The 25,636-nt window shown below is 64.7% G+C and carries 25 protein-coding genes and 2 pseudogenes; 17 read left to right on the forward strand and 10 right to left on the reverse strand.

The window, feature by feature from the left end:
• Positions 1 to 230: 230 nt before the first annotated feature.
• The 4 genes and pseudogenes from JN302_RS14795 (at position 231) to JN302_RS14810 (ending at position 1,908) form a co-directional block, all read left to right on the forward strand.
• Entirely contained in the window at positions 231 to 491 is a 261-nt protein-coding gene (locus tag JN302_RS14795; protein ID WP_202313116.1) for a hypothetical protein, read from the forward strand.
• A 201-nt stretch (positions 492 to 692) separates the two neighbouring features.
• Positions 693 to 1,001, forward strand: a complete 309-nt coding sequence (locus JN302_RS39930; RefSeq protein ID WP_446720726.1) for a hypothetical protein — start codon at positions 693 to 695, stop codon at positions 999 to 1,001.
• A 236-nt stretch (positions 1,002 to 1,237) separates the two neighbouring features.
• Positions 1,238 to 1,500, forward strand: a pseudogene (locus tag JN302_RS14805) (type II toxin-antitoxin system prevent-host-death family antitoxin).
• Complete coding sequence (locus JN302_RS14810) at positions 1,501 to 1,908, forward strand: hypothetical protein (protein ID WP_202334293.1); 408 nt, start codon at positions 1,501 to 1,503, stop codon at positions 1,906 to 1,908. It abuts the pseudogene before it with no gap.
• A 142-nt stretch (positions 1,909 to 2,050) separates the two neighbouring features.
• Here the strand turns inward: JN302_RS14810 and JN302_RS14815 are convergent, their stop codons facing one another.
• Entirely contained in the window at positions 2,051 to 2,599 is a 549-nt protein-coding gene (locus JN302_RS14815) for a DNA-3-methyladenine glycosylase (RefSeq protein ID WP_202333382.1), read from the reverse strand.
• A 195-nt stretch (positions 2,600 to 2,794) separates the two neighbouring features.
• Between JN302_RS14815 and JN302_RS14820 the strand changes: the two genes are divergently transcribed.
• Entirely contained in the window at positions 2,795 to 3,055 is a 261-nt protein-coding gene (locus JN302_RS14820) for a PepSY domain-containing protein (protein ID WP_202333383.1), read from the forward strand.
• A 144-nt stretch (positions 3,056 to 3,199) separates the two neighbouring features.
• On the opposite strand, the gene JN302_RS14825 is transcribed toward JN302_RS14820, so the two are convergent.
• Together JN302_RS14825 and JN302_RS14830 are read right to left on the reverse strand one after the other, a co-directional pair.
• Positions 3,200 to 3,613 carry a hypothetical protein gene (locus JN302_RS14825; RefSeq protein WP_202333384.1) on the reverse strand — a complete coding sequence of 138 codons (414 nt, stop codon included), beginning with the start codon at positions 3,611 to 3,613 and terminating at the stop codon, positions 3,200 to 3,202.
• 125 nt (positions 3,614 to 3,738) lie between these two features.
• Complete coding sequence (locus JN302_RS14830; RefSeq protein WP_244846346.1) at positions 3,739 to 5,460, reverse strand: dihydroxy-acid dehydratase; 1,722 nt, start codon at positions 5,458 to 5,460, stop codon at positions 3,739 to 3,741.
• Positions 5,461 to 5,793: 333 nt separating this feature from the next.
• Here JN302_RS14830 and JN302_RS14835 point away from each other — a divergent pair, with 333 nt between their 5' ends.
• From JN302_RS14835 to JN302_RS14860, 6 genes are read left to right on the forward strand one after another with little or no spacing between them, the layout of a single operon-like run.
• On the forward strand, positions 5,794 to 7,212 hold the full coding sequence (locus tag JN302_RS14835; RefSeq protein ID WP_202333386.1) for an FAD-binding oxidoreductase: 1,419 nt from the start codon (positions 5,794 to 5,796) through the stop codon (positions 7,210 to 7,212).
• Complete coding sequence (locus JN302_RS14840; protein WP_202333387.1) at positions 7,209 to 7,970, forward strand: FadR/GntR family transcriptional regulator; 762 nt, start codon at positions 7,209 to 7,211, stop codon at positions 7,968 to 7,970. The genes JN302_RS14835 and JN302_RS14840 overlap by 4 nt, the downstream gene beginning before the upstream one ends.
• Entirely contained in the window at positions 7,967 to 8,431 is a 465-nt protein-coding gene (locus tag JN302_RS14845) for a VOC family protein (RefSeq protein WP_202333388.1), read from the forward strand. The genes JN302_RS14840 and JN302_RS14845 overlap by 4 nt, the downstream gene beginning before the upstream one ends.
• 41 nt (positions 8,432 to 8,472) lie before the next feature.
• Complete coding sequence (locus tag JN302_RS14850) at positions 8,473 to 9,522, forward strand: ABC transporter substrate-binding protein (RefSeq protein WP_202333389.1); 1,050 nt, start codon at positions 8,473 to 8,475, stop codon at positions 9,520 to 9,522.
• Complete coding sequence (locus JN302_RS14855; RefSeq protein ID WP_202333390.1) at positions 9,522 to 10,295, forward strand: ABC transporter ATP-binding protein; 774 nt, start codon at positions 9,522 to 9,524, stop codon at positions 10,293 to 10,295. The genes JN302_RS14850 and JN302_RS14855 overlap by 1 nt, the downstream gene beginning before the upstream one ends.
• The gene (locus JN302_RS14860; protein ID WP_202333391.1) at positions 10,292 to 11,050 is read left to right on the forward strand and encodes an ABC transporter permease; all 759 of its coding nucleotides are present in this window, start codon (positions 10,292 to 10,294) and stop codon (positions 11,048 to 11,050) included. The genes JN302_RS14855 and JN302_RS14860 overlap by 4 nt, the downstream gene beginning before the upstream one ends.
• Before the next feature lie 56 nt (positions 11,051 to 11,106).
• Here JN302_RS14860 and JN302_RS14865 read toward each other — a convergent pair whose 3' ends face one another.
• Together JN302_RS14865 and JN302_RS14870 are read right to left on the reverse strand one after the other, a co-directional pair.
• A complete protein-coding gene (locus tag JN302_RS14865) occupies positions 11,107 to 11,637 on the reverse strand; it encodes a GNAT family N-acetyltransferase (RefSeq protein WP_202333392.1) in 531 nt (176 codons plus the stop codon).
• A gap of 6 nt (positions 11,638 to 11,643) precedes the next feature.
• Positions 11,644 to 12,216, reverse strand: coding sequence for a helix-turn-helix domain-containing protein (locus JN302_RS14870; RefSeq protein ID WP_202333393.1), 573 nt, complete (start codon positions 12,214 to 12,216; stop codon positions 11,644 to 11,646).
• Between the two features lie 249 nt (positions 12,217 to 12,465).
• Here JN302_RS14870 and JN302_RS14875 point away from each other — a divergent pair, with 249 nt between their 5' ends.
• From JN302_RS14875 to JN302_RS39135, 3 genes and pseudogenes are all read left to right on the forward strand, one after another.
• Positions 12,466 to 14,682, forward strand: coding sequence for a CHASE2 domain-containing protein (locus tag JN302_RS14875; protein ID WP_202333394.1), 2,217 nt, complete (start codon positions 12,466 to 12,468; stop codon positions 14,680 to 14,682).
• 258 nt (positions 14,683 to 14,940) lie between these two features.
• A pseudogene (locus tag JN302_RS39935) lies at positions 14,941 to 15,345 on the forward strand (FecR family protein); the annotation flags it as partial.
• A 490-nt stretch (positions 15,346 to 15,835) separates the two neighbouring features.
• Positions 15,836 to 16,144 (forward strand): hypothetical protein, encoded by a 309-nt coding sequence (locus JN302_RS39135; protein ID WP_244846352.1) that lies wholly within the window; start codon positions 15,836 to 15,838, stop codon positions 16,142 to 16,144.
• Positions 16,145 to 16,239: 95 nt separating this feature from the next.
• Here the strand turns inward: JN302_RS39135 and JN302_RS14885 are convergent, their stop codons facing one another.
• The 5 genes from JN302_RS14885 to JN302_RS14905 all read right to left on the reverse strand — a co-directional run bounded on the left by JN302_RS14885 (position 16,240) and on the right by JN302_RS14905 (position 21,567).
• Positions 16,240 to 17,442, reverse strand: coding sequence for an IS256 family transposase (locus tag JN302_RS14885; protein ID WP_202333396.1), 1,203 nt, complete (start codon positions 17,440 to 17,442; stop codon positions 16,240 to 16,242).
• A 126-nt stretch (positions 17,443 to 17,568) separates the two neighbouring features.
• The gene (locus tag JN302_RS14890; protein WP_202333397.1) at positions 17,569 to 18,693 is read right to left on the reverse strand and encodes a DmpA family aminopeptidase; all 1,125 of its coding nucleotides are present in this window, start codon (positions 18,691 to 18,693) and stop codon (positions 17,569 to 17,571) included.
• 15 nt (positions 18,694 to 18,708) lie between these two features.
• Positions 18,709 to 19,539, reverse strand: coding sequence for an ABC transporter permease (locus tag JN302_RS14895; protein ID WP_202333398.1), 831 nt, complete (start codon positions 19,537 to 19,539; stop codon positions 18,709 to 18,711).
• A gap of 7 nt (positions 19,540 to 19,546) precedes the next feature.
• Positions 19,547 to 20,455, reverse strand: coding sequence for an ABC transporter permease (locus JN302_RS14900; RefSeq protein ID WP_202333399.1), 909 nt, complete (start codon positions 20,453 to 20,455; stop codon positions 19,547 to 19,549).
• Positions 20,452 to 21,567: an ABC transporter ATP-binding protein gene (locus tag JN302_RS14905; protein WP_202333400.1), complete on the reverse strand. Its 1,116-nt coding sequence runs from the start codon at positions 21,565 to 21,567 to the stop codon at positions 20,452 to 20,454. The genes JN302_RS14900 and JN302_RS14905 overlap by 4 nt, the downstream gene beginning before the upstream one ends.
• A 180-nt stretch (positions 21,568 to 21,747) precedes the next feature.
• On the opposite strand from JN302_RS14905, the gene JN302_RS14910 reads away from it, so the two are divergent.
• The 3 genes from JN302_RS14910 to JN302_RS14920 all read left to right on the forward strand — a co-directional run bounded on the left by JN302_RS14910 (position 21,748) and on the right by JN302_RS14920 (position 25,633).
• Positions 21,748 to 22,836: a polyamine ABC transporter substrate-binding protein gene (locus JN302_RS14910; protein WP_342215961.1), complete on the forward strand. Its 1,089-nt coding sequence runs from the start codon at positions 21,748 to 21,750 to the stop codon at positions 22,834 to 22,836.
• Between the two features lie 80 nt (positions 22,837 to 22,916).
• Entirely contained in the window at positions 22,917 to 23,774 is an 858-nt protein-coding gene (locus JN302_RS14915) for a MurR/RpiR family transcriptional regulator (protein ID WP_202333401.1), read from the forward strand.
• Between the two features lie 191 nt (positions 23,775 to 23,965).
• Positions 23,966 to 25,633, forward strand: a complete 1,668-nt coding sequence (locus JN302_RS14920) for an amidohydrolase (protein ID WP_446720757.1) — start codon at positions 23,966 to 23,968, stop codon at positions 25,631 to 25,633.
• The last annotated feature ends 3 nt before the right edge of the window (positions 25,634 to 25,636 follow it).

Raw genomic sequence — 25,636 nt, forward strand, 5'->3', positions numbered from 1 at the left:
GCCACGGTGAAGCCTTGTTTCGGGATAGGATGCCACTCAACGAACGACCAGGCCGATTTGCCCGGAGCCGATCCATCGGAATCGACCGGAGGCGGGTGGCCGTGGCCATTCGTTGTCATTGTTCCGCGTATGCCGCCCGGCGTTCCAAGGACCTCCGTCAGTCATCAAAGCTGCATGGTGCGGTGCTAGATTCCGGGCAGTACGGAGCGAGACGAAGTAAGGGAGATATCATGTCGAAGACCCACTTCCAGGAAAGAACCGTCAGCTACGTCGTCGATCAGTACGTTGAATCCCGCAGGAATCCGGAATGGCCGATTTCCACGGGCTACGCGCTCCGCGCGATACGCACGGTGCTGCCGAATTGCGACCTGTCGGACCGCCAGCTCGCGGAAATGGTGGCCGCTTCCGCCATCAGCCGCGGCCGCAATGTCGCCTTCGATTTCGCGGTCGAGGCCGGGATGCGCAGCCAGCAGCGACACGCAGGCCTCTGAAGCCGTCCCAGGGCGCCATCTTTCCCGAAACGGCGCGCCGGAACCCATCGCGAAACGCCTTTCGCAAACTCCCGAGAACCCAGCAGTTTCAAGGTCGCGAATGGCGACCGAACCAGGAACTGCCTCGAATTCGAGCCCGGCGCGGCCCCTACAGCGTGTCGTGTGAAAATGGTTTCACGCGACACGCCGTCGGTCCTTGACTTGACGCATGTCTGTTTCCTGAAACCGGTGCCCACTTTCGGGAGACATGCCGCAGACTATCACGCCTCCTCGCCGACTGATCGCGTCATCCTCGAACTGCAGATGTACGGCCGCCGTCCGCATCAGGACGAGCCCGATCCATTACCTGACAAAACCGTGATCGGGGCCGGCCTCGCCGGGATCGTCGAAACCTTCGCCGGCATACTTGGCGACACCAGTCCGGAACCCGACCTCGACGACCTGCTCCGCTCCTTCCTCCGTGCCGCCGAGCGCGTCACCCACAACCTCGACCGCCACGAGGAAGCATAGCGCTCGAACCAGCGCGACCAGGATGGCTCAGAGATTTCGTTCCGGCGCAACGACCAGCTGCTGTCGGCATTGCCCTACGGGATGATCATATTCCCAGGCTCTGGCATCACCGAGAACCTGACCGACAAGGCCCGCCGCCTCGGCATCCCGGTCTGGCGCTTCATTGATGGCGGCGCGCGAGCGCGTTTTCCTGCAAATGCGGAAAATCTGGATAATATGGAGATAGGAGTCCAGCCATGCGACAGTTCACGACAGGCGATCTCAACAAGCAGGTTGGCGACGTCACCGACGTTGCCAGCCGTGAACCCGTTATCCTCACGAAACACCGGAAACCCCGGCTCGTGTTGATGAGTTACGAGCACTACGAACGGATGCGCACCGCTGGCGGAGATCCCGCCGCGCACACCGTGCCTCCGAGATGCCGGGGGACCACGCGGAACTCTGCACCGCCGAGATCGACAGACTGGCGAGGGGCGAGGGATATGACGATGGGCGGTAGATTCCTGCCCGTCAGGTCATCTCTTACCCGTATCTGTGGGCATGGCAACACGAGCGCGGCGAAACGGAAGGTCGCAAGACCCGGCCGACTTGCGTGGTCGTCGCTGTCCGCGGCACAAAAGACGGCCTGATCCGTCTGGCGCTCCTGGCGATAACCACCCAGCCACCGCATGCTGATCGCGTCGCTTTGGAAGTCTCCGCGATCGAGTGTCGCCGCGCCGGTCTGACCGACCTCAATCGCTGCTGGGTCGTCGTTGACGAATACAATTACGATATTGCCGAACGCTCCTGGTACATCGAGCCCGACGGGAAGATCCTCGGCCGGTTCAGCAAGGCATTCATGATGAAGATCGCGGGCGCCTTTATCGACGCGCGCAGCTATGGGCGACGCGTCAGCCGTCTGGATTGATGTTTTCTGTTCTCGGCAGCGAGCATGCCTCGGCTCGAGCCAAGGCTTGTCGGAAAATCTTCCATTTCGACTTATCCATGGCCGAATCGGCGAAGACGGGTTAGCCCGCCGGGCATCCCGTTTTCGGGCCATGCCGTCCGGATCAGAACCTCCGGCTCAAATGGGCTGAAGCCGCCAGGCCGAACCGCCAGGGACGGTCTGTCGCGCGGGTAATGCCGATACGCGTCCCCACGGCGACCTTGGGTTTCGTGTCGGGCAGGCGGAGTCGGAAAGGCGGCCGATCGAGCGCCAGCCCGTCGAAAGAACCGTCGATGCCGAGCGCCTGGCAAAGCCGACCCGGTCCGGAGCAGAGCAGGCGGGCCTCGCCGCGTGCGCGCCGCGCCTTCATGTCCTCGATCCCGAATGCCGGCTCGAGCGCCCGGATGAGGACTGCGCTGCCGGGAAGGCAGACCACGTTGAGGCACCAATGGATGCCATAGGAGCGATAGACATAGGCATGTCCGGGCGGCCCGAACATCACCCGGTTGCGCAGCGTCTGGCCGGCGAAGCTATGGGAGGCGGGGTCATCGGGCTCGTAGGCCTCGGTCTCGGCGATGATGCCGCCGGCCGATCCGACCGACAGTTCCACGCCGATCAGGTCCTCGGCGACGGAAACGGCGTTTTTGGCAAAGAAGTCGTTTGTCGGGGTCATGCTGACGTCGTGAAGAAGCTTGCCGGAAGGCTGAACGCCTTCCGGCAGGGTGGGAAGGCGAAAAGATACCCGTGGCTCGCGCGACCGCCAAGCCGGAAGCGGTTGTCGCGCGGAACCCGCGTCGCCGACACCCGTTGTAACGGTCGACAGTGAATCGGGCCGCCAACAGCGGCCTTCCAGGGACCGTGATACGCCATGTTTCACAAAGCTGCCTCGACTGCGCTCTGCCTGTTTGCCGTGCCTGCGTCCGCCTCGGCGCAGGATAACTCCGGGTTCCCTCCCGACAATGCGCTGAAACTCTCGCAGATCGTCACCACGGTCGAGAAACGGCCGGACTTCCGCTACATCTACTCGATCGACTGGAACGACGACGGTTACTATGAGGTGACATATTACACCACCGACAAGGCCAAGGTGGAGATCAACTACAATCCCGTCACAGGTGAGCCGCAATGATCCGCGCCGCTGCGCCCGGGCCGAGACCGATCCCGACGCCCGATCCCATCCCGCCGATGCCGGACCCGCAGCCCGACCCATCGCCCTTTCCCGGCCCGAAACCGACGCGACAGGCAATATGAAGCGGCTGCTTCCCGCAAGGCGCTACTCGCTAATCGGGTCTTCCAGATAGCCCAGACCGCCCGCGCTGGTCTGGGCAGTCTGGACCGGAATCTCGGCCGTGCCGGGGGCACGCGAAAAGGCGCAGGCTTCGGCGCCCAGCGCGAAGCTCGCCAGAACGTTGGCCGCGATCACCGCCGCGGGATTTTCCTCAAGGGCGCGCCGCATATCCAGCGAGGTTTCCTCTGCGGTGCGGCTTTGAATGCGCGCCGACAGGTCTTGGAGATGATCCGCCGCCTGCCCGAGCAGGGAGGCGACCGAGCCGGGCTCGGCCGTGGCCAGCACATTGCTGGCCTTGTGGATGGTCTCGGCGATCGCGCGCAGCCCATCGACCGTGCGGTCACGCAAATCTTTCTCGCCGGTCAGCTGGCTGGGGGAAGGGGGCTCGTGACTGTCCATGAATGGCTCCCGTCTGTGCCGAAGCCACCGCCCTGATCGTGCGCGATCAGGTCGTTGGCGGCTTCCTCGGCGAGGGTAACGGGGGGCTGCAGGGTTGGTTCCTGCGAACTGCCCGGCGGCCGTCGTCAAATATCAATGGCGGACGCAGACCCTTCGGCGTCTTCCGGGGATGACGATGCGGGCCTGGCCACGAGGAAATCGAAGTCGCAGCCCTGATCCGCCTGCAGCACGTGATCGTGATAGAGCCGCGCATAACCGCGGGCCGGCCGCTCGACTGTCGGCCGCGTGGCCGCGGCGCGCTGCGCAAGTTCGGCATCGTCGACCAGCAGTTCCAGCCGTCGCATCTCGACATCGAGATTTACGGGGTCGCCGTCGCGCACGAGGGCAAGCGGCCCGCCGACCGCCGATTCCGGCGAGACGTGCAGCACGATGGTGCCGAAGGCGGTGCCGCTCATGCGCGCGTCGGAGATGCGGACCATGTCCTTGACGCCCTGCGCCGCCAGTTTCTTCGGGATCGGGATGTAGCCCGCCTCCGGCATGCCCGGCGCTCCGCGCGGCCCGGCATTGCGCAGAACCAGGACATCGTCGGCCGTCACGTCGAGATCGGGGTCGTCGATGCGCTGCGCCATATCTGCGACCGTCTCGAAGACGACCGCCCGGCCGGTGTGCCGCATGAGGGCGGGCGAGGCGGCGGAATGCTTGATGACCGCGCCGCGCGGGCAGAGATTGCCATAGAGCACCGCGATGGCGCCTTGCGACTTCAGCGGCCGGTCGATCGGACGGATGATCTGCTGCTCGTGCATCTCGGCAGTCTTCATGACCCGGCCGGCCAAGGTTCCGCCTTCGACCACCGGAACCGACAGGTCGAGGAAGTCGACGAGTTCCCCGAGCAGCCGGGGCACGCCGCCGGCATGGTGGAAATGCTCCATATAGTGTTCGCCCGACGGCTTGAGGTCGACGAGCACGGGCACGTCCCGGCCGATCCGGTCGAATTCGACAAGGTCGAGCGCATGGCCCGCCCGGCCGGCGATCGCGGCGAGATGGATGATGCCGTTGGTCGAGCCGCCGATCGCCTGCAGCGCCACCATGGCGTTGCGCAGGGCGGCGGGGGTGACGAGCGCCGCGGGCACGGGCGCGCCGGCGACGGCGATTGCGGCGGCGATCCGCCCCGAAGCCTCGGCCGAACGGACACGCTCCGCATGGGGCGCGGGAATGGAAGCGGCGAAGGGAAGCGCGAGTCCCAGTATCTCGGTGACGATGGCCATGGTGCTCGCCGTCCCCATCACCATGCAGGTGCCGACCGAGGGCGCGAGCCGGCCGTTGACCAGTTCGATCTCGGTCTCGTCGATCGCCCCGGCCCGGTGTCCGGCCCACAGGCGCCGGCAGTCGGTGCAGGCGCCGAGCATCTCGCCCTTGTGGTGGCCGACGACCATCGGTCCGACGGGGACGACAACGGTCGGCAGGCCGGCGCTGACCGCGCCCATGATCTGTGCCGGCAAGGTCTTGTCGCAGCCGCCGATGACGACGACGGCGTCCATCGGCTGCGCCCGCACCATCTCCTCGGTGTCGATGGCCATCAGGTTGCGCAGCACCATGCTGGTCGGATGCGCGAAGGATTCGTGGATGCTGATCGTGGGGAAGACCATGGGCAGGGCGCCGGACAGCATGACGCCGCGCCTGGCCGCCTCGACCAATGCGGCGGCATTGCCGTGGCAGGGATTGTAGTCGCTCGCCGTATCGACGATGCCGACGATCGGCCGGTCGAGCGCGTCGTCGGAATAGCCGGCGGCCTTGATGAATGCCTTGCGCAGGAATAGCGAGAAAGCCTCGTCGCCGTAGCTGGTCATTCCCTTCCTGAGGCCGCGATCGGTCAAATCGGCACCTTTTCGACAATCCGTCGCTGTCGCCTACCTGGGGCCTGTCGGCAACGGCGCCGCCACACGTAGCTCACGGAGATTATCAATGATCTCGTCCGAGAATGAAATCGCCCAATGAAACGAGTTGGCGGCTCGTGATTGTCGATGGTCCGACCTCGCACATTCGGTCGCGACGTCCTGGATTGCCTGACCGTTCCCAAGCGACAGATACGGAGTACGCCCCCTTGTGGAAATCCTGTTGCCCGGTTGTAGGATGATATGTATGTTCCGATGAAAGTTTGAAACTCGGTTCGGCGAGAGGCCATGCTCCGCGACGTTGCAGCGATCTTCAGCGAAGTGCTCGGCTCCGGTGCCGTCGTCGCCGATGAAGCCGGCATGGCCGGCTATCTGACGGACTGGTCGGGCGATCATCGCGGCATGGCGGCCGCCGTGCTGCGGCCGCGTTCGGTCGAGCATGTCAGCCGGGTCGTCCATCTCTGCCGCGAGCACCACTTGGCCATTATCCCACAAGGCGGCAATACCGGCCTGGTCGCCGGTGCGATCGATGGTCAGGGCCGTCGAGCCGTCGTCGTCTCGACCGAGCGGATGGACCGCATCCGCTCGGTCGATCCCGTCGACTTCACCTTGCGTGCCGATGCCGGTTGCACGCTGCAGGCGATCAGGGAGGCGAGCGAAGCGGCGGACTGTCTTTTCCCTCTTGCGCTCGGGGCGCAGGGAAGCTGCCGCATCGGCGGCAATGCGGCGACCAATGCCGGTGGGGTCAACGTGCTGCGCTACGGCATGGCGCGCGATCTCATCCTCGGCCTTGAGGTCGTGCTGCCCGACGGCGAGGTCTGGAATGGTTTCTCGGGCCTGCGCAAGGACAACCGCGGCTACGATCTCAAGCAGATCTTCATCGGCAGCGAGGGCACGCTCGGCATCGTCACCGGCGTCGAGGTGAAGCTGTTTCCGCGCCCGACCAGTGTCGAGACCGCCTATCTCGGGGTCGCGTCCTTCGCCGACGCCATGCGGCTTTTCGCGCATGCGCGGCGGGCATGCTCCGACCTCATGACGGCCTTCGAGGTGATCGGCGCCGAATGCATCGAACTGGCGCGGCTGATCCATCCCGAACTCAACGTTCCGGTCACCGCGCCGGTCCACATCCTGATGGAAGTATCAGCCAGTGGCCCGATTGACCTCCGCTCGACGGTTGAGACCTTCCTCGCCTCTGCAGTGGGAGATGGCCTCGTGAGCGGCGCAGTGCTGGCGCAAAGCCAGTCCCAGGCGCGCGCTTTGTGGTCGATCCGGGAAGGGCTGGTCGAAGGCCAGGCGCGGCGCGGCTACCACGTGCGCACCGACGTCTCCGTTCCTCTCTCCTCTGTTCCCGCCTTCGTCGACGAGGCCCGTGCCACGATCGCAGAGGGTTTTGCGGGCTGGCTGCCGCAGGCCTATGGTCATGCCGGCGATGGCAACGTCCATTTCAACGTGCTCCCGCCCGTCGGGCTGAACGACGCCCAGGCGCGCTCGACAGGAAAATCGATCGAGACGGTGCTGCTTGCGCTCGTCGCCCGGTTCGGCGGCTCGATCAGCGCCGAGCACGGCATCGGCCGCAGCAAGCGCGATGCCTTCTGGGCCACGGCCGCGCCCGTCCACAAGCGCCTGATGCGCAGCCTCAAGGTGGCGCTCGACCCGCAAGGCCTGATGAATCCCGGCTGCCTTTTGCCGGCGGAGGATGCCCTATGAAACAACGCTCGCCCATGATCGGAACGGTGGAGGCCCTGCCGCATCGCGTGGCTGCCCTCCTCAACCGCAAGATCGCCTCCGGCGATCTCAATCCCGGAGCCCGGCTGCCGACGGAGCAGCAGCTTTCAGAAGAATTCGGCGTCAGCCGCAATGTGGTGCGCGAGGCGATCGCGCAACTGCGCGCCGACGGCATCGTCGAGGCGAGGCAGGGCGTCGGCGCCTTCGTGCTGGCGCCGGAGCAACGGGCGGCGATCCGCATCGACCGCGAAGCGCTTGCCGACATCGGCAATATGGAGCGGCTGTTCGAACTGCGCTGCATTCTCGAGGTGGAATCGGCGACGCTCGCCGCTGCGCGACGCGAGCAGAAGCATCTCGACGCGATCAAGGCAGCGCTCGACCGCATGAGCGGCGAAGAGCGCTGGGAGGAGGGCAGCATCGACGCCGATCTTGCCTTCCATAGGGAGATCGCGCAGGCGACCGACAATCCATACATCCATACCTTCATCTCCTTCGTATGCGAACAGATCCGCCGCTCGATCCACTATGCCCGGCTGACCAACCCGCTCCACGACCTCGTGGAGGTCAATGTGGGCGAACATGTGCGCATCTACGAAGCGCTCGTCGCCGGCGATCCGGCGGCGGCGGGCACCGCCATGCGCGCCCACATCATCGGCGCCGCGAACCGTGTCGGCGTCTCGCTGCCGCTCGGCGACCGGCCGAAAGCCGCCGTCCGCAAGCCCCGGATAGAACAATCATGACGCTCGGCCCCATCAGGAAGATCACCGATGTCTGCCTGCTGGTCGAAGACATCGGCCGCACGGTCGATTTCTATGCCGGCAAGCTCGGCTTCGAACTGCGTCGCCGTGCCGAAGGCTTCGCCGACTTCCACGGTTCGGGCGTGACCCTTGCTGCCTGGGAACTCGATCATATCAATCACCATGCGGGCGTTTCGAACCGGCGCTCCCCGCGCGGGGCGCACAAGGTCTGTGTCGCGGTCGAACTCGACCGGCCGGAAGACGTCGATCGCATCCACCAGGAACTGAGCGCCAGGGGCGTGCCCTTCTACGGCGCACCGGCCGACTATGTCTGGAATGCGCGCTGCGCCTATTTCACCGACCCGGACGACACGTTGTGGGAGCTCTATGCCTGGCTCGACGGCGGGCCCGGCGACTATCACGAGGAAAGCCCTGAAACAGAAACCGCGAAGGGCGACCGGTAGGCGGCAAGCCGGTCCCCGACGCATCGCAGAGGAGAACAATAATGAGCGGGAACACATCTTCGATCGATCGCCGGCTGTTCATGAAGGCAGGAATTGCCGGGCTGGCGGCTTTCTCTCCCGGGATGCAGCTCATCCTCGGCAAGGAGGCCAAGGCTGCCGGCAAGGTGGTCATCCAATATGACTGGCTGGTCTCGAACGGGCAGATCGGCGACGTGATGGCGCTCGAGAACGGTTTCTTCAAGGAGGCGGGACTGGAGGTCGAATTCAGCCCAGGCGGGCCGAATGCGGCGACCGTGCCGCCGGTCGTGTCGGGCGCTGCCTTGCTCGGCCAGTTCTCGGAGACGCCGCAGCTTTTCAGCGCGCGCGCCAGCGGTGTGCCGGTCAAGATCCTCGCCTGCGGCTACCGCACCGGTCCTTACGCGCTCACCTCGAAGCCGGCCAAGCCGCTGCGCACGGTCGCCGACCTGAAGGGCATGCGCATCGGTATCCAGCCGACCGCGCGTTTCGTCATCGACGCCATCGCGGCCACGAACGGCATCGACATCGACGATATCACCGTCGTCAATGTCGGCTTCGACAAGGCGCCGCTGGTGCGCGGCGAGGTGGACGCGATCGGGGGCTGGATCACCAACACCCAGGCGCTGAGCGTGGTCGGCGACGACCGCATCGACCTCCTGACGCGCGATCTCGGTCTCTCCTCCTATGCCGATGTCTATTTCGCCACCGACACCGCGATCGAGAAGGATGCGGAGACGCTGGCCAGCTTCATCGGCGCCGTCGGCAAGGGCTGGGGCTGGACCCATGCCAACCCTGAGGAGGCGGTCAGGAAGCTCGTCGCGGCGCGGCCCGAACTCTCCGTCGAATGGGAGCAGAAGACCATCGACCTCGTGCTGAAGCTCAGCTTCGACGCCGACACCGCCCGCGACGGCTGGGGCACTTTCGACCCTAAGTCGATCGGGGAACAGATCGCGCTCTTCGACAAGATCGGCCAGTATCCGAACGGTGCGCCCAAGGCAGAGGACGTCTATACGACGAAGATCCTCGAACTGTCGGCGGCGGAGCGACCCAAGCTCGACGCGCCGGGCGCCTGATGGCCAACGCGATCGAGGCCCGGCGTCTGGATGTCGGCTATCCCGGCAAGCACCAGGCCATCAAGGTCATCTCCGGTCTCGACCTGACGGTCGGGGCCGGAACCTTCCTGTCGATCCTCGGCCCGTCCGGCTGCGGCAAGTCGACCTTCCTGCGTGTGGTTGCCGATCTGCTCGATCCGCTGGCCGGCGACATCACGATCCTGGGGACCAGTCCCAAGGTGGTGCGTGGCCGGCGTGACGTCGGTTTCGTCTTCCAGGACTCGACGCTCCTGCCCTGGCGTACCGTGCGCGACAACATCCGCCTGCCGCTCGTGATCGGACAGGGGCGCCTGACCCGCGAGATCGCCGACCGCAGCGAGGAGCTTCTCCAACTGATGGGCCTGTCGGCGCTCTGCGACCGCTACCCGCACCAGCTTTCCGGTGGACAGCGCCAGCGCGTGGCCATCGCGCGCGCCTTGCTCGGCGAACCCAGGCTGCTCCTGATGGACGAGCCCTTCGGCGCGCTCGACGAGATCACGCGCGACCGGCTGAACGACGAACTGCTCAATCTGTGGCGGCGCACCGGCACGACCGTTCTGTTTGTGACCCACTCCATCGCCGAGGCCGTCTATCTTGGCGAGCGGGTTCTGGTTCTCGCGGCCAATCCCGGCCGCATCCTTTTCGACGGCGATCTCAGGTCGATCAAGCAGGAGGGCAATCGTTGCAGCCGCGACGACCAGGCGATCGCCGCGGCGATGGCCGAAATGCGTCAGGCCCTGGGAGAGGCTTCATGAGCCGTCAGGCTGCCTTGTCGCCGCTCGCCCAGGGCCTCCTGCCGGTCTTCGGGGCGGCCTCGATCCTGATCGCCTGGCAGTTCGCCCTGCCGGTCGCCGGCGTACCGGCCTATATCGTGCCCACGCCGGCGGCGATCTTCTCGACCTTCGCGGCAAGCTGGCCGCTGCTTCTTTCCAATCTCTGGCCGACCGCGATCGAGGCCGTCGCCGGCTTCCTGATCGGCAACCTCGCCGCCATGGTGATGGCGATCGCCTTCGTGCACAGCCGTTTCCTGCAGGCGGCCTACTTTCCTGTCGTGCTGTTCTTCAACACCATCCCGATCCTGGCGCTGTCGCCGATCATCATCCTGATCTTCGGCCTGGGCATGACGCCGAAGATCGTGATCGCGGCCGTGATCTCCTTCTTTCCGACGCTGGTCAACATGATCCGTGGCCTGGATTCGGCGACTTCGAACGAGCATGAGCTGTTCCGGGTGCTCTCGGCGACGCGTGCCGAAGTGTTCTGGCGGCTGCGGTTCCCGCGTTCGCTGCCGATGCTGTTCTCCTCGCTCCGCATCGCCTCGGCCACGGCGGTCATCGGCGCGATCGTCGGCGAGTGGATCGGCTCGGACAAGGGGCTCGGCGCGCTGATCATACAGGCGACCTTTAACTACCAGTCCGACCGGCTCTATGCCGCGATCGTCCTGTCCTCGTCCCTGTCGATCCTTCTGTTCCTGCTGGTAGCCGCAGTCGAGCGCAAGGTGGTGAAATATTGACGGCCCCGCCCGGGCTTCCGCGTCGCGGGAGACGGCGGCGAGGGAGCGGCCGATCCTCAAAGCGCCTTGTACATCAGCGTCGTTGAATCGAGCCGGCCGTCGATCGGGTCGAGGCAATAGCCGGGGATGACGCCCGCAGTCTGGTAGCCGAGCGAGGCGTAGAGCGGTTCGGCCTTGTCGCCGGTACGCGTGTCGAGCGTGATCAGCCGCCGTCCCATCCGCCGCGTCAGCTCCTCCAGCTCCGCCATCAGCAGGTGGGCGATGCCGCGGCGGCGGAAATCGGGATGCACCAGCAACTTGCGGACCTCGACCCGATGCGGCTGGTTGGGCGGCGTGTCGTGATCGAGCTGGACGGAGCCCGCGATCCGGCCCTCAAGGCGTGCGACGAACAGGGTAAGGCGTCCAGTACGCACCGCCGGCAGCACCTTGCCGCTCCAGAAGAGCTCGCCCTCATGCCGGGTGAAGGGCAACACGAAGCTGATGCTGGCACCATCATGGACGCAGGCAAAGAGCAGCGCGGCGAGTTCACCGAGATGGGCCCCGATGTCGTCGGCGTGAAAGGTCGAGATGGAGACGGCGTCCTTCATTGGGCCTCACAGGATAAAAAGCAGATATCGGGCCGGAGCATGCGCCGGCGTGCAGAAGGCGCTCGGACCGAATAGCTGGTAACGCAAGCAGTCACCGGGGCCGAGATCATGGGTCCGTCCGTCGACGTTGACCTGCAACTGGCCTTCGAGCATGAGAAGGTGATGCTCCAGGCCCGGGCTCGGGGAAGCGTCGTATATGATGCGCGTATCCGGTTGCAGCTTGCACTCAAGTACTTCGGCCGCGAGATTCCGCGCCGGCGGGGAGATGGAGCGGCGGCGGAAGCCGTTTTCCGGATCCGTCCAGACGGGTTGCGCATTGCTGCGGACCACAGGAGCAAAGTCGTCCTCGACCATGCGCATCAGTCGGGACATGGTCAGGCCATAGGCGGCGCAGAGCTTGCCAAGCACGGCCGCCGTCGGGCTCACCTCGGCGTTCTCAAGTCGGGAGAGAGTGGCGCGGCTGACATCGCAGCGCCTGGCGAGTTCGTCGAGCGACCAGCCGCGCTCGGCCCTCAGGCCTTTGAGGCGCTGCGCGATTCGCTGGTCGATGGTGATGTCGTCTTGCCCGGATTCTTCCATATCAGAGAAATCATCCCAAATATGAGAAATGTCAAGATCGACGCTTTTGCGGCGTACCAGTTCGGCGACCGGCGGCTCGATAATGCGATGTCGTCCGTTCCCTCAACAGCGAGCCGGACTGGCAGCAGACCCGCGGGACGCGAACCGCACCAGGTTTCGGCGCCACGCATCGGCTATCCGGAAATCGATTCCGATTTTCTGGCCGATGCGGTAGCGTCGGGATTGCCTATTGCATGTATCGGGCGGGTCATGAGGCGTGTCCTTCAGAGCAAGCCGATCCAGGTGGCGCTCATCGGGGCCAGCGTGCTTTTTGCCGCAGTGCTGCTGCGATCCCATGATCCCGAGTTTCTTCAGCGCGCACGTGACCTGACCTTCGACAACTACCAGCGCCTGAGACCGCGCGCCCCGCCGCGGTTGCCCGTGAGGATCGTCGACATCGATGACGCGTCGGTGCGCCTTTATGGCCAGTGGCCGTGGCCGCGCACGGAACTCGCCGAGATCGTCGACCGGCTCGCACAACTGGGCGCGGCCACAGTCGCCTTCGACATGGTGTTTTCCGAGGCTGACAGGAGCAACCCCGCTGAGATCGCCAAGCGGATCCTGCAGGACCGGGACAATCTGGACGAGGGCCTGCGCGACGCGCTGGCCGCCTTGCCGGATAGCGACGCGGCGCTTGTCCGCAGCCTCGCACAGGTTCCCTCCATCGTCGGTTTTTTTGGGACGACAACGGCCAATTCGGTCCGTCCTCGCCAGACCGCAGGCATCGCCATCACCGGCGACGATCCCAACTTGGCGCTTCTGCGCATGAACGGCAGCATCGTCTCCCTGCCGCGGCTGCAGGAGGCTGCCTCCGGCATCGGCAGCATCAGCCTCGGCCGCAATCGGCAAGACGACGTCATCCGGCGCGTGCCCCTGCTGATCACCGATGGAACTGCCGTCTATCCGGCATTGTCGATCGAGGCCCTGCGTGTCGCGACGGGTGCCTCGACCTTCATCCTGAGGTCATTGGGAGCGAGCGGCGAGATCAGCGGCGGAAAGACGGGGTTGGTCAGCATCAAGGTCGGCGATCTTGTCGTGCCGACCACGACAGCCGGCGAAATCCAGATGTACTACAAGCGCGACGACCCTGCCGACTACATCTCGGCCAGCCGATTGCTCAGCGGCGATGCGGCGGGCCTGGCAGCGTTGATCGAGGGGCATGTCGTGCTCATCGGGACGTCGGCTGTCGGGTTGTCGGATCTGCGTCTGACCACACTCGGACAAACGGTGCCCGGCGTCTCCCTGCACGGCCAGATCATCGAGCAGATTCTGTCCCAGACATTTTTGCAGAGGCCCGACTGGGCCGACGGTGCGGAACTGATGATGACAGTCGTCGTCTGCTTGCTTCTGGCGGCCATACTGCCCTTCAGCGGTGCGTTGGTTTCGGCGGTCTTCGGGGCGGTCTGCGCGGCATTCCTCGCGGTCCTCAGTTGGATTGCCTTCTACCGGTACGGGATCCTCATCGACCCGGTGTTCGCCATGCTGACCGGCGGCGTGCTCTATATCCTCGCGATCACGCTTGTTTTTGCGACCGCCGAACGTGAGCGCCGTTTCGTGCGCGACGCGTTCCAGCATTATCTCGCCCCCAGCCTGCTGAAGAAGCTCGAGGCGGCGCCCGAACAACTCAATCTCGGCGGCGAGATCCGCAATCTGACGGTACTTTTCATAGATATCCGTGGCTTCACCGGCATATCCGAGAAACTGCCGCCGAGCGATCTCGTCTCGTTCCTCAACCAGCTCTTCTCACCATTGACCGAGATCGTCCAGAGGCACGAAGGCGCCATAGACAAATATATCGGCGATTCGATCATGGCCTTCTGGAATGCGCCGCTGCAGGTCGACGATCATGCCCGAAAAGCCTGCCATGCGGCCTTGAGAGTGGCCGAAGCCGTCGACCGGCTGGATCGGGACGACGCCTTCGGCTTCAGACGGCGATCCCTCGACATTCCCAAAGTCCGGATCGGGATCGGCCTCAGCACCGGCGACGCCTGCGTGGGCAATATGGGCTCGGCCGAGCGGTTCAACTATTCCGTGGTCGGCGACACCGTGAACATCGCGGCGCGGATCGAAACCGAGGCCAAGGTGGTCGGCTGGCCGATCCTGGTCTCGGAAACCACGGCACTTGCGGCCGCAGGCATGGCGTTCCTGTCGGTCGGCGCGCTCGTGCTCAAAGGCAAGTCGCACGGCATCGGCATCCATGCGCTCGTCGGAGACGAGAGATACGCAGATTCTCCGGAGTTCGCCATGATCAAGGAGAACCACGAGCATCTTGTGGCTGCGCTGGCCCAGCGCCGGCATCACGACGTCGCTGTCGCGCTCGAACGGTGCATTGCGCAGGCTCCCGACCATCTCGTGCCGCTCTATCGCGCTTACCGGCGTAGCGTGATCTCGGCCGAAAACAGGCACCACCCTCACCAAGAGAAATAGCGCCACCGATCATCGGGACCAACGCCGTGAGCCGGCTACGCATTTCGATTGATGCGCACCGTTCCGTCTGCCTGCCGACGATCCGATATGAAACAACTTTAACGTGAAGTGCTGCGATCAAGGTTTCAACCGGTTTCGTCCAGATGCCCGCGCCGAGAGGATCTTCTCGGTGGCGCTGCCGGAGCACGCATGGACAAGCTTTATGGCCGGTACTAACCTCATTTTGCCTGAACAATTTAGCTGGCTGGGCATTCGACAATGCAGCGCGCCGTAGCAATCGGGTTGTTCTTTGCCTTGGCTGCCCTGCAACCAGCGCGAGCGGCGCAGCAGATCGGGGTGGCGGTCGACTCGAAGCTGCGGGTTTCGTCCGTCGGAGCATCCGGCAGCAAGATTCTCATCACCTCGGCCCCGGTATTCAGGAACGACCGGCTCGTCGCGAACTCGACCGGCCTGGCACAGATCAGATTCGTCGATGACACCAAGCTCGTCCTCGGCCCGAACTCAAGCGTCACCTTGGACAAGTTCGTCTTCTCGGGCGACAGCTCGGCCAGAACGGTCTCGGTTTCAGTGACCAAAGGCGCGTTCCGCTTTATCAGCGGAAGAAGTGGCTCGAGTGCATATTCCATCAACACTCCGGCCGGCAGCATCGGAGTCAGAGGCACGGCGTTCGACGTGACGGTCCAGGGCGGGACCACGAATGTCGTCCTGCTGCGCGGTCAGGTGAACATCTGCCCGCGCAACGGCGATTGCCGCCGGGTGCGCACAAGATGCGAATATGTTGCCTTCAACAGGCGCGGTTTCCTGCAGCGGAGCAGTGCGTCAGGGCTGACGAATGCGGGACGCTTCCGGAACCTCTTTCCGCTCCTTTCGAACGCCCGGGGAATCCTCCCCCAATTCAGGGGAGGGTCTGCAGGCTGCCAGGGCTCGACGACACAGTCGGGCGTCCAGCATGCGCGGACTACCATAGCGCCGGAAGAACCTCCCGCGCCGCCCGTCTCCCCTCCCACGTCACCGCCCCGCGCACCTCCGACACCGCCGGAACCTCCTGCAGTGACGCGCGGCAACCCTGGAAACACCAAAGCGGTGGGCCGTGCCGGGCTCAGTCCGAGCGGTCGCGATTTCGGCGCCCCCGGTCGTGGTCGCAGCGATGCGAATGAAACGGGCGGCTTTGGCGCTTCGGCGACTGGCGGCTCGACGGGCGGTCTGGGCGGTGGATCCGGTGCCGGTGGTGGCAGCAGTGGCGGTGGGACCGGCGGGAATGGTGGCGGAAAAGGCAGTAGTAGCGGGGGTAACGGCAACGGTGGCGGAAACGGCAACGGCGGCGGGCATGGCAATGGCGGCGGGCATGGTGGCGGTCAAGGCAACGGGAATGGCGGCGGAAACGGCGGAGGCAACGGAAATGGCGGTGGCCAAGGCAATGGTGGCGGGAATGGCGGTGGCAATGGAGGTCGCTGACGAGTGACGGGCTTGGCGCCGGCTGGGAGCCCGGGGCGCATAGGCCACCATCGGCCGATTCACCGGGACTGTCAGGAATTCTGTGCGCGAGGCCCGTTTTCGTCACCGACCGACGAACCGTTCGCCGAAGACAATGGCGAATTGGGTCTTGGCCTCGAACCACTCGCGCGGCGGTCGTTTCCATTCCTCGGCCGCGTGGTTCAGAACCAGATATAGCAGCTTCATGGCGGCGTCGTCATTGGGGAAATGGCCCCGGGTTCGGACGGCGCGCCGCAGCTTGGAGTTGAGCGCCTCGATGGCGTTTGTGGTGTAGATGATGCGGCGCACGCCCTCAGGGAAAGCAAAGAACGGAATGACCTGTTGCCAATTGCGCCGCCAGCTCTGGGCGATCGCCGGGTAGCGCTGGCCCCAGTGACCGGCCTCGAACGCCTCCAGGGCCTGCAGGCCGGCCTCGGCGTCCATGGCCCGGTAGATCGCCCTGAGCGCCGGCACGACCGCCTTGCGGTCCTTCCACGACACGAACTCCAGGGAATGGCGGATCAGGTGCACAATGCAGGTCTGCACCACGGTCTGGGGAAAGACGGCGTTGATCGCCTCGGGAAAGCCCTTCAGCCCGTCGACGACGGCGATCAGGACGTCGCCGACGCCGCGGTTCTTCAACTCGTTCATGACGCGCAGCCAGAACTTGGCGCCCTCGGTCTGTTCGATCCAGATGCCCATGACCTCCTTGGTGCCGTCGGGCAGGATGCCGAGCGCGATGTAGACCGCCTTGTTGCGCACGAAGCCCTCGTCGCGGATCTTGACCCGAATGGCATCGAAGAAGACGACGGGATAGACCGCGTCCAGCGGCCGGTTCTGCCATTCGGCGACCTCCTCCAGCACCGCGTCGGTGACCGCCGAGATCAGGTCCGGCGAGACCTCGATGCCGTAGAGCTCCTCCAGATGGCCGCGGATCTCGCGCACCGTCATGCCGCGCGCATACATCGAGATGATCTTGTCGTCGAAGTCGGGAAACCGCCGCTGGTACTTGGCGACCAGCTTCGGATCAAAGGTGCCGGCCCGGTCGCGCGGGATCGCCAGCGTCATCTGTGACGTCCCCGTCAGCACCGTCTTCTTCGAATGATCGTTGCGGCGATTGGCGTTGCCGTCGGCACCTTCGTCCGCCAGGTGCTCGTCGAGCTCGGCGTTCAGAATGCGCTCCGAAAGCGCCTTCTTCAGGTCGTCGAGCAGACCGTCCTTGGCAAACAAATCCCTCGGATCACGACCGGCAAGCAGCTGATCCAGCAGTTCTTTCTCGATAGCCATGTGATGATTCTCTCCTTTCCATCATCATGGCCTCACGCACAAAATTTTCGACACTCCCGATTCACCTCCTCCAGGACCTTACCGTTCGGCTCGACAGGCGCGCTGGCACGCTCCGCGCCGCAACACTCAGTCTCGCAATCTTCCGTAACGGGCCAGCACGTCGACCAACGCTGCATGATCGATCGCAGTGACAGTCGCGCGGTCCCACTCGGTGCCACCCAACGTCCTTGCCGCGACCATAGAATTGATGATCGCTTCTTCGGTTGCCTGCACGGCGGCCTCATAGACGGGGTCGAGCAGGTCGTCGTTCAATATCTCGATCGAGAAGCGGGCCGGAGAACGGTGGGGCAGCGGCCTTTCGCCCGCGGTCGAGAAGGCGAGGAAGATGTCGCCGGAACTGTTGCCGCCCACGGTTCCGGTGCGGCCGATGCCGAGCCCACCGCGGCGGGCGAGGCGCTGCAACTGGTGCGGCGCCAGCGGGACGTCGGTCGCGATGACGACGATGATCGAGCCACGCTCCCCGACCTCGCGCAGCAGGCGGTTGCCGGTCAGATGCCGGCCGACGGGCACGCCCGAGATGGTCAGCCAGTCGCGCATGCCGAAATTGGCCTGGACGAGGACGCCGACCGCGTGCCGCCGCCCTCCGGCCTCGACCAGCCGCGAGGCGGTGCCGGTGCCGCCCTTGAATTCGTAGCAGATCATGCCGGTGCCGCCGCCGGTATTGCCTTCGGCGACCGGGCCGCCCGCCGCGGCCTCCAGGGCCTCGATGACGTCGTCCTCGGTCACCGGCTGCCCATTGATGTCGTTGAGCAGCCCGTCATAGGTTTCGGCCACGACCGGCATCAGCCAGAGATGATCCTCGCCGCTATAGGTCCGCGGATAGCGGCGCAGCATCCATTTGACCGCGGCGTGATGGGCGATGCCGACGGCGTGGGTGTTGGTGAGCAGCACCGGCCCGACGAAATAGCCGCCATCGGCGATCCAGTGGCTGCCGGTCATCTCGCCATTGCCGTTGAAGCGATGGAAGCCGGCCCAGACCGGTCTCGGTTCGGCAGCGGCCGCATGGGGCATGATCGCCGTGACGCCTGTCCGTACCAGGCGCTTGCGGCCGGGCCGCGGCCGCTCTTCGATCATGGTTTTGAGGCCGACTGCGATGCCGGCGACGTCGGTTATCGCGTTCAGCGGGCCGGTGGTGCCCGGCAGATCGAGCCCGAGGTCGCGGGCACGGATGGTCTTTGGTTCGACAGTCATTGAGATGCGTTCCGGTTAGCCGCGGCGAGTACGGAAATAGAGGCCGAGCGATGCGACGGCAAAGGAGAAGAGCAGCATCATCACGGCGATCGCGTTGATCTCCGGCTTGATGCCCCGCCGCAGCATGCCGAAAATGAAGATCGGCAGCGTCTGCGTGTCGACGCCGGCGATGAAATAGGTGATGACGAGGTCGTCCATCGAGATGATGAAGGCGAGCAGGGCGCCGCCGATGACGCCGGGCATCGCCTGCGGAAGGATGATCCGCCGGAAGGTCGTCCATTCATTGGCGCCGAGATCGGCCGAGGCGTTCTCCAGCGACCGGTCCATGCCGGCGAGCCGCGCCGAGACGACGATGAAGACATAGGACACCAGGAAGCTGCATTGCCCGACGATGATCGTGGCGATGCCAAGCGAGGCGCCGATGCCGACGAAGAAAATGAGCAGCGCGATGCCGAGCACGATGTCGGGCATCAGCATCGGGGCGAACAAGAGCACGCGGTAGAACCGTTTCCCCAGGAAATTGAAGCGGTAGAGCGCCAGCGCCGTCGCGGTCCCCAGCGCCGTCGCGATCGTCGTGGTGAAGGTGGCGACGATCAGGCTGTTCTTGACCGCGTTGAGAAGCTGCTCCGTCGATTCGATATAGAGCGCGTTCTCCGACACGGTGTTGCGCAGGCCGAAGATCTGCCGGTACCAGTCGAAGGTGAAGCCCGACCAGCGCATCATGTTCACCGGATCGGCATTGAAGGAATAGATGACGATCAGTGCGATCGGCAGGTAGATGAAGGCGAAGAAGAGCAGCGTGTAGGCTGTCAGGCCGGCATTGCCGAGATGGCGCAACACTCTCATGGCAGCCTCACCGGATCACCGGCGCGTCGTCGCCGCGCCGCGCTTCATAGCGCACATAAAGGAACAGGATGACGAGGACCGTGGCCATCACCAGCATGGCGAGCGCCGCGCCGAAAGGCCAGTTGCGGGCGGCCAGGAACTGCTGCTCGATCAGGTTGCCGAGCATGATGACCTTGGCGCCGCCGAGTACCGCCGGGACAACGAAGTTCCCCGGAGCCGGAATGAAGACGATGGTGGAGCCTCCGACGATGCCGGGCAGGGTCAGCGGCAGGATCACCCGACGGAAGGTCTGGAAGGCGTTGGCGCCGAGGTCCTGCGAGGCGCGCACGAGCGACCAGTCGAGCTTCTCGACGCTGGCATAGACCGGCAGGAACATGAAGGGAATGAAGACATAGACCATGCCGAGAACGATGGCGCCGTCGGTGTAGATGAGCTCCAGCGGCTCCGAGATCAGCCCCAGTTGCTGCAGCACCATATTGGCGAAGCCGGTCTTCTTCAGGATCAGGACCCAGATGAAGAGGCGCACGATCAGGCTGGCGAAAAAGGGCAGGGTGATCAGGAACAGAGCGAAATTCTTCCAGCGCGCCGGCAGCCTGCTCACCTGGAAGGCGGCGGGATAACAGACCAGCAAGGCAGCAAGCACTGTGATCAGTGCAATGCGCACGGAACGCAGGAAGATGGCGAGATAGACCGGATCGAACACCTCGAATTCCGGGTCGGCGAAGCCGAGGATGCGCCCGTAGTTGTGCGGATAGAATTCCCATTCGACGCCGCCATAGAGGCCGGGCGCGAGGAGGCTGTAGACGATCATGATCGCCAGCGGGCAGATGAAGAAGACGAGAAGGAAGATCGATGCCGGCCCGAGCAGCAGGCCAAGATGAGCGAAGCGCCGCCGGCGCTGGCTGGAAGCCTTCATGACGCTGTCTCCGCCGCGTCGATCAGATGGACCGCGGCGGGGTCGTAGGCGAGGCGTGCGGAGCGGCTCGCTTCGATCCTGGCGATCTCCTCCTGATGAGCGGCGGCGATGATCGCGAGCACCTTCTTGCCGGGCCTGGTTCTGCCGTGGATCTCGAAATTCGAGCCGGTGAAAACCACCTGTTCGACATCGATGTCGAGTTGCGCGGAACGCCTGCCGTTCGCCGCGTCGCTGATCGAAAACTGCTCGGGGCGGATCAGGGCAGTAACGGTTTTGCCTTCCGCCGGTCCACCGCCCGACTTTGTCGCTGCGCGGATGAGGTCGCCTTCCGAAGAGGCCAGTTCGACGACTTCCGCGTCCCGCCGCCGAACCGTGCCGGGAAAGAGGTTGCTGGCGCCGACGAAGCGCGCCACGAAGCTGTTGCCGGGGTGGTTGTAGACCTCACGAGGCGTGTCGATCTGCTGGATCGATCCCTTGTCGAGGACGGCCACCCGGTTCGACATCGTCAGCGCCTCTTCCTGATCGTGGGTGACGAAGATGAAGGAAATGCCGAGTTCGGCCTGCAAGGTCTTGAGCTCGATCTGCATGGCCTGGCGCAAATTGCGGTCGAGCGCCGAAAGCGGCTCGTCGAGCAGAAGCAGCTTCGGACTGGCGCGCGCCAGCGCGACCCTCTGCTGCTGCCCGCCCGATAGCTGGCGCGGCTGCCGGCCCTGCAGGCCGGCGAGCCCGACGCGCTCCAGTGCCTCCCCGACCCGGCGATTGCGCTCGTCCCTGGCTGTGCCTGCGATGTCGAGCGCGTAGCCGACATTGTCGCCGACGCTCATATGCGGAAACAGCGCGTAGTTCTGGAACACGGTGTTCACGGGCCGCCGGTGCGGGGGCCTCTGGGTGACGTCCTCCCCGTCGATGCTGACCTTCCCGCCGTCGAGTTCGACGAAGCCGGAGATGGCATGGAGCAAGGTCGTCTTGCCGCAGCCGGAAGGGCCGAGCAGAGTCAGGAACTCGTTGCGGGCCACGTCGAGGTCGATGGCTTTCAGCGCGGCGATCGTCCCACCCTCAGGCAAGGGGAATTCTTTGGTCACCCGTTCCAGCCGAACGATGCTCTGCCGCATCCGCCACCCTCCTCGCGTCCCATGTCCGGATTGTTATCCTGATACCCATTGTGGAATGAAGTTACTTTGGTATCATGCCAGGGTTCATGTCAATGCCCGGCTTCATGCCGCTGGGAGACCGCGGCGACGGCCAGGGAACGGCCGACCGGGCACCGAAAGACCTCAGAGGGAGACGACAGGATGAAATCCGACTGGACCACGAAACCGCAGAAACTGCCGGACCGGGCCGCCCGCCGGTGGTGCTCGCTCGCGGGAGCAGCACTTCTCGCAATGGCCGCCGCCGCGGGGACCGCCAGGGCCGACGGCGAGCTCAACATCTACAATTGGGGCGAATACATCAATCCGGAGGTCCTGAAGAAGTTCGAGGCCGAGACCGGCACCAAGGTCAAGCTCGACACCTACGCCTCGAACGAGGAGATGCTGGCGAAAGTTCAGGCCGGCGCGACGGGCTACGACATCGTGTTTCCGTCGGTCCATATGCATGACATCATGGCCAAGCTCGACCTCCTGGAGAAGACCGACATCAACCAGTATGAGGGCTTCAAGAACATCGAACCTTCCTTCCTTCGCGCGCAGTCCGATCCGAAGGGCGAATACTGCCTGCCCTATGCCTGGGGGTCGGTCGGCATCGTCTACAACAGGGACATCCTCGGCAAGGACATCACCGGCTGGCGCGACCTGGTCGAGACCGTCAAGGCGAAGAACCTGAAGTTCAATCTGCTCGACGACATGCGCGAGGTGCTGGGCGTCGGGCTCATCCTCAACGGCAAGTCGGTCAACTCGACAGACCCGGAGGACCTGAAGCAGGCGGCCGATACGATCATAGCGATGAAGCCCTATGTCGCCGCCTTCACCTATGAAAGCCGGCCGATGGTCGAAGCGGGCGACGTCGCCGCCGGCCACTTCTTCGTCGGCGCCATGATCGATGTTTTCCGCGCGCCCGAGAAGCTCGGCTATGTGATCCCCGAAGAGGGCGCCACAATGTACCAGGAGGACATCTGCGTCCTGAAGACGGCGCCCAACAAGGAGAACGCGATCAAGTTCATGCAGTTCTACACGCGTCCGGAGGTGGCCGCGCTGAACATCGCCCAGCAGACTAACGGCACGCCGAACGCCCCGGCACGCGCGCTCACGCCCGACAACATCAAGAATTCCAGGGAGATCAATCCGCCCGACGAGTTGATGGAGCGGCTGCAGATCTTCGTCGATCTCGGCCAGGACATCCGCAAGGTCGATCGCGCCTGGACCTCGGTCAAGACCGCGCAATGATGCCTTGCGGCCATCGCCGGGTTATGGAAGGCGGTGGCCGCGGCTTAATGTGCGGCGCGAAGCCCAAGGGAGCGGTCGAGATGCGGGCCAGAAGCATAGCGTCCAAATTGCGGTCTCCCGACCTGCGCCAGACCAAGTCGGACATATTGATCGCCAACTATATCGAGCGGAACCTGGCCGAGCTTCCGTTCGAGACAGCAAAGTCCATCGCCCAAAACGTCGGCGTCAGCCAGATGACGGTGGGGCGCTATCTGCGCAGGCTCGGCTATGACGGGCTCGAGGAGCTGAAGCGCGAGATGCGCCACGGCGCCAGCCGCACCGCCTGGCAGGTGAAAGGCAAGTTCGACCGGCTGCGGCAGGATGTCCGCGACGGCAGGCTGCTGGCGGAGTTGATCCAGCAGCAGATCGACGATCTCGGGCATATGTACGAGATCACCGTCTCGCGCCAGTGGCAGCAGGCAGTCGACGTGCTGGTCAATGCCGAGGAGGTGTTTGTCGCCGCCTATCAGAATGTCCGCGGCGTTGCCCAGTATTTCGCCAGCCAGCTTTCCTATGCCCGGCCGAAGGTGCAGTTCGTCGACGGGCTCAACGGCACCTATGTCGAGCTGCTCGACGGCAGCGGCAAGGATCGCTGCCTGTTCCTGTGCGACGTCCGGCGTTTCGCGAGCAAGGCCAAGCCGCTTGCCGAACAGGCGCGCGCCGCGGGCGTCAAGGTGATCCTCGTCTCCGACGATGCCTGCGTCTGGGCGCATGAGGTCTCCGACATCCCGATCATCATGCCTGGCGCGCGCGGCCCCCTTTGGGACGGTGCCGCGACGATGGTGGCGCTGCTCGACCTGATGATCAGCAACGTCGTCGTCGAGCTCGGCGACAACGTCAACGCCAGGGTCGACCGGCTGACCCGGCTCCAGGACGTCTTCGGCGACTTCGAGGATTAAGGTCGCCGCGTTCACAAAATTACTTCGCGTGTGAATTAACTTGACAGGATCGCCGGTCGTTGTCAGTCTATAGTTAAAACACGGGTTCAAATAATGAACCGATGACGGGAACATAGGCCGGGCATTTCCGGCCGGGGCGAGGACCACGAGGCCGCACGATAGGCCATTGGAATCCCGCCCATGAAGGGAGGATCTCCGGCATGCCGATCGCCGATCTCGTTCTGACCAACGGCCGCTTCTACCGCATGGACCGCGACCGCAGCTGGGCGTCGGCCGTCGCGGTCAAGGGCGGCCGCATCGTTGCGGTCGGCGATGCCTCGACGGTCGAGCAATTGACCGGGCGTGAAACCAGGACGATCGATCTCGGCGGCAGGATGGTCATGCCGGGGATCGTCGACGTCCATGCCCATCTCATGATGGGCGGGCAGGCCGAGCTGTTCGAACTGCGTTTTCCTTCGACCTCCCGTTTCGAGACGCTGATCGACAAGGTTCGCGAAAGGGCGGCCGCGGCGCCTGAGGGCAGCTGGATCATCGGCGGCCAATGGGGCAGCGACCTACTGCCGAAGCTCAACACGGCCGAGGCGCTTGCCGCGCTCGATGCGGCGAGCGGCGGGCATCCCGTCATGCTGCGCGACGACACCTATCACAACCGCTGGGTCAATTCCGAAGGGCTGCGGCTGGCCGGCGTGACGGCCGCGACACCCGATCCCGAAAAGGGTTCGATCGGTCGCGACGCGGCGAGCGGCGCGCCGACCGGCATGATGATCGAGGCGGCCGCAGGCATCATCGAATGCACAATCGCGACATCGGGCCACTACACGGCCGAGATGGACCGCGCCGCCATGGCAAGATCGATCTCCACCCTCAATTCCTACGGCGTGACGGCCTTCCTCGACGCCGCCGCGATGCAGCCGATCCTGGCGGCGCTCAAGGGCCTCGACGATCGCGGCGAACTCACCGCCTGGTCGGTCTCGGCCATGCCGGCGGTCGAGCCGTCCTTCATGTTCGGCATCGCCGGCGACGAACTGATCGCGCTCAGCGACCAGTATCGCGGCGCCCACGCCCGGCCTGATTTCGTGAAGATCTTCCTCGACGGCGTGCCGGGCGCCCGCACGGCGGCCTTCCACGAACCCTATACGCCCGACCCGGTGCTCGGTTGTTGTTTCCGCGGCTCGACCATTGTCACCGTGCCCGATCTCATTCGCTGGGTCGGAAAATGCGAGAAGCTCGGGCTTGCCGTGAAGATCCACTGCGCCGGCGACGCGGCCGTCTCCCAGGCGCTCGACGCCATCGATGTCGTGCGCTCCTTCAACGGCCCGACCAAACTTATCCATCACATCGCACATGCCAGCTACATCGTGCCCGCCGACATACCGCGCTTCGCCGATCTCGGCGTCGCGGCCGATCTCTCGCCTTTTCTCTGGTATCCGACGAGCTTCCTCGAAGGTCACAAGCAGACGATGGGCGAGGAGAGGGCGCAGCGTTTCTGGCCGAACCGTGAGTTGATCGCCTCCGGCGCGCTGCTCGCGGGCGGCTCCGACTGGCCGGTGATGCCCAATCCCGACCCCTGGAACGGCATCGAGGGCCTGGTGACGCGCAGGAACCCCGGCGGCGAGTTTCCCGGCGTCGCGCTCTGGCCGGAACAGGCGATCGACGTCGCCACCGCACTCGAGATCTTCACCATCAATTCGGCGCGCGCGGTCGGGCTCGGCGACACGGTCGGCTCGATCGAGATCGGCAAGTCGGCCGACCTGATCGTGCTTGACCGCAACGTTCTGGAAATCCCGGCCGACGAGATCGCCGACGTCAAGGTGCTGACCACCTTCTTCGAAGGCCGCGTGGTCTACGAGCGGAACTGAGGT

Origin of the sequence: Mesorhizobium sp. L-8-3, from assembly GCF_016756615.1 — a bacterium.
In the GTDB taxonomy this organism is placed as follows: Bacteria; Pseudomonadota; Alphaproteobacteria; order Rhizobiales; family Rhizobiaceae.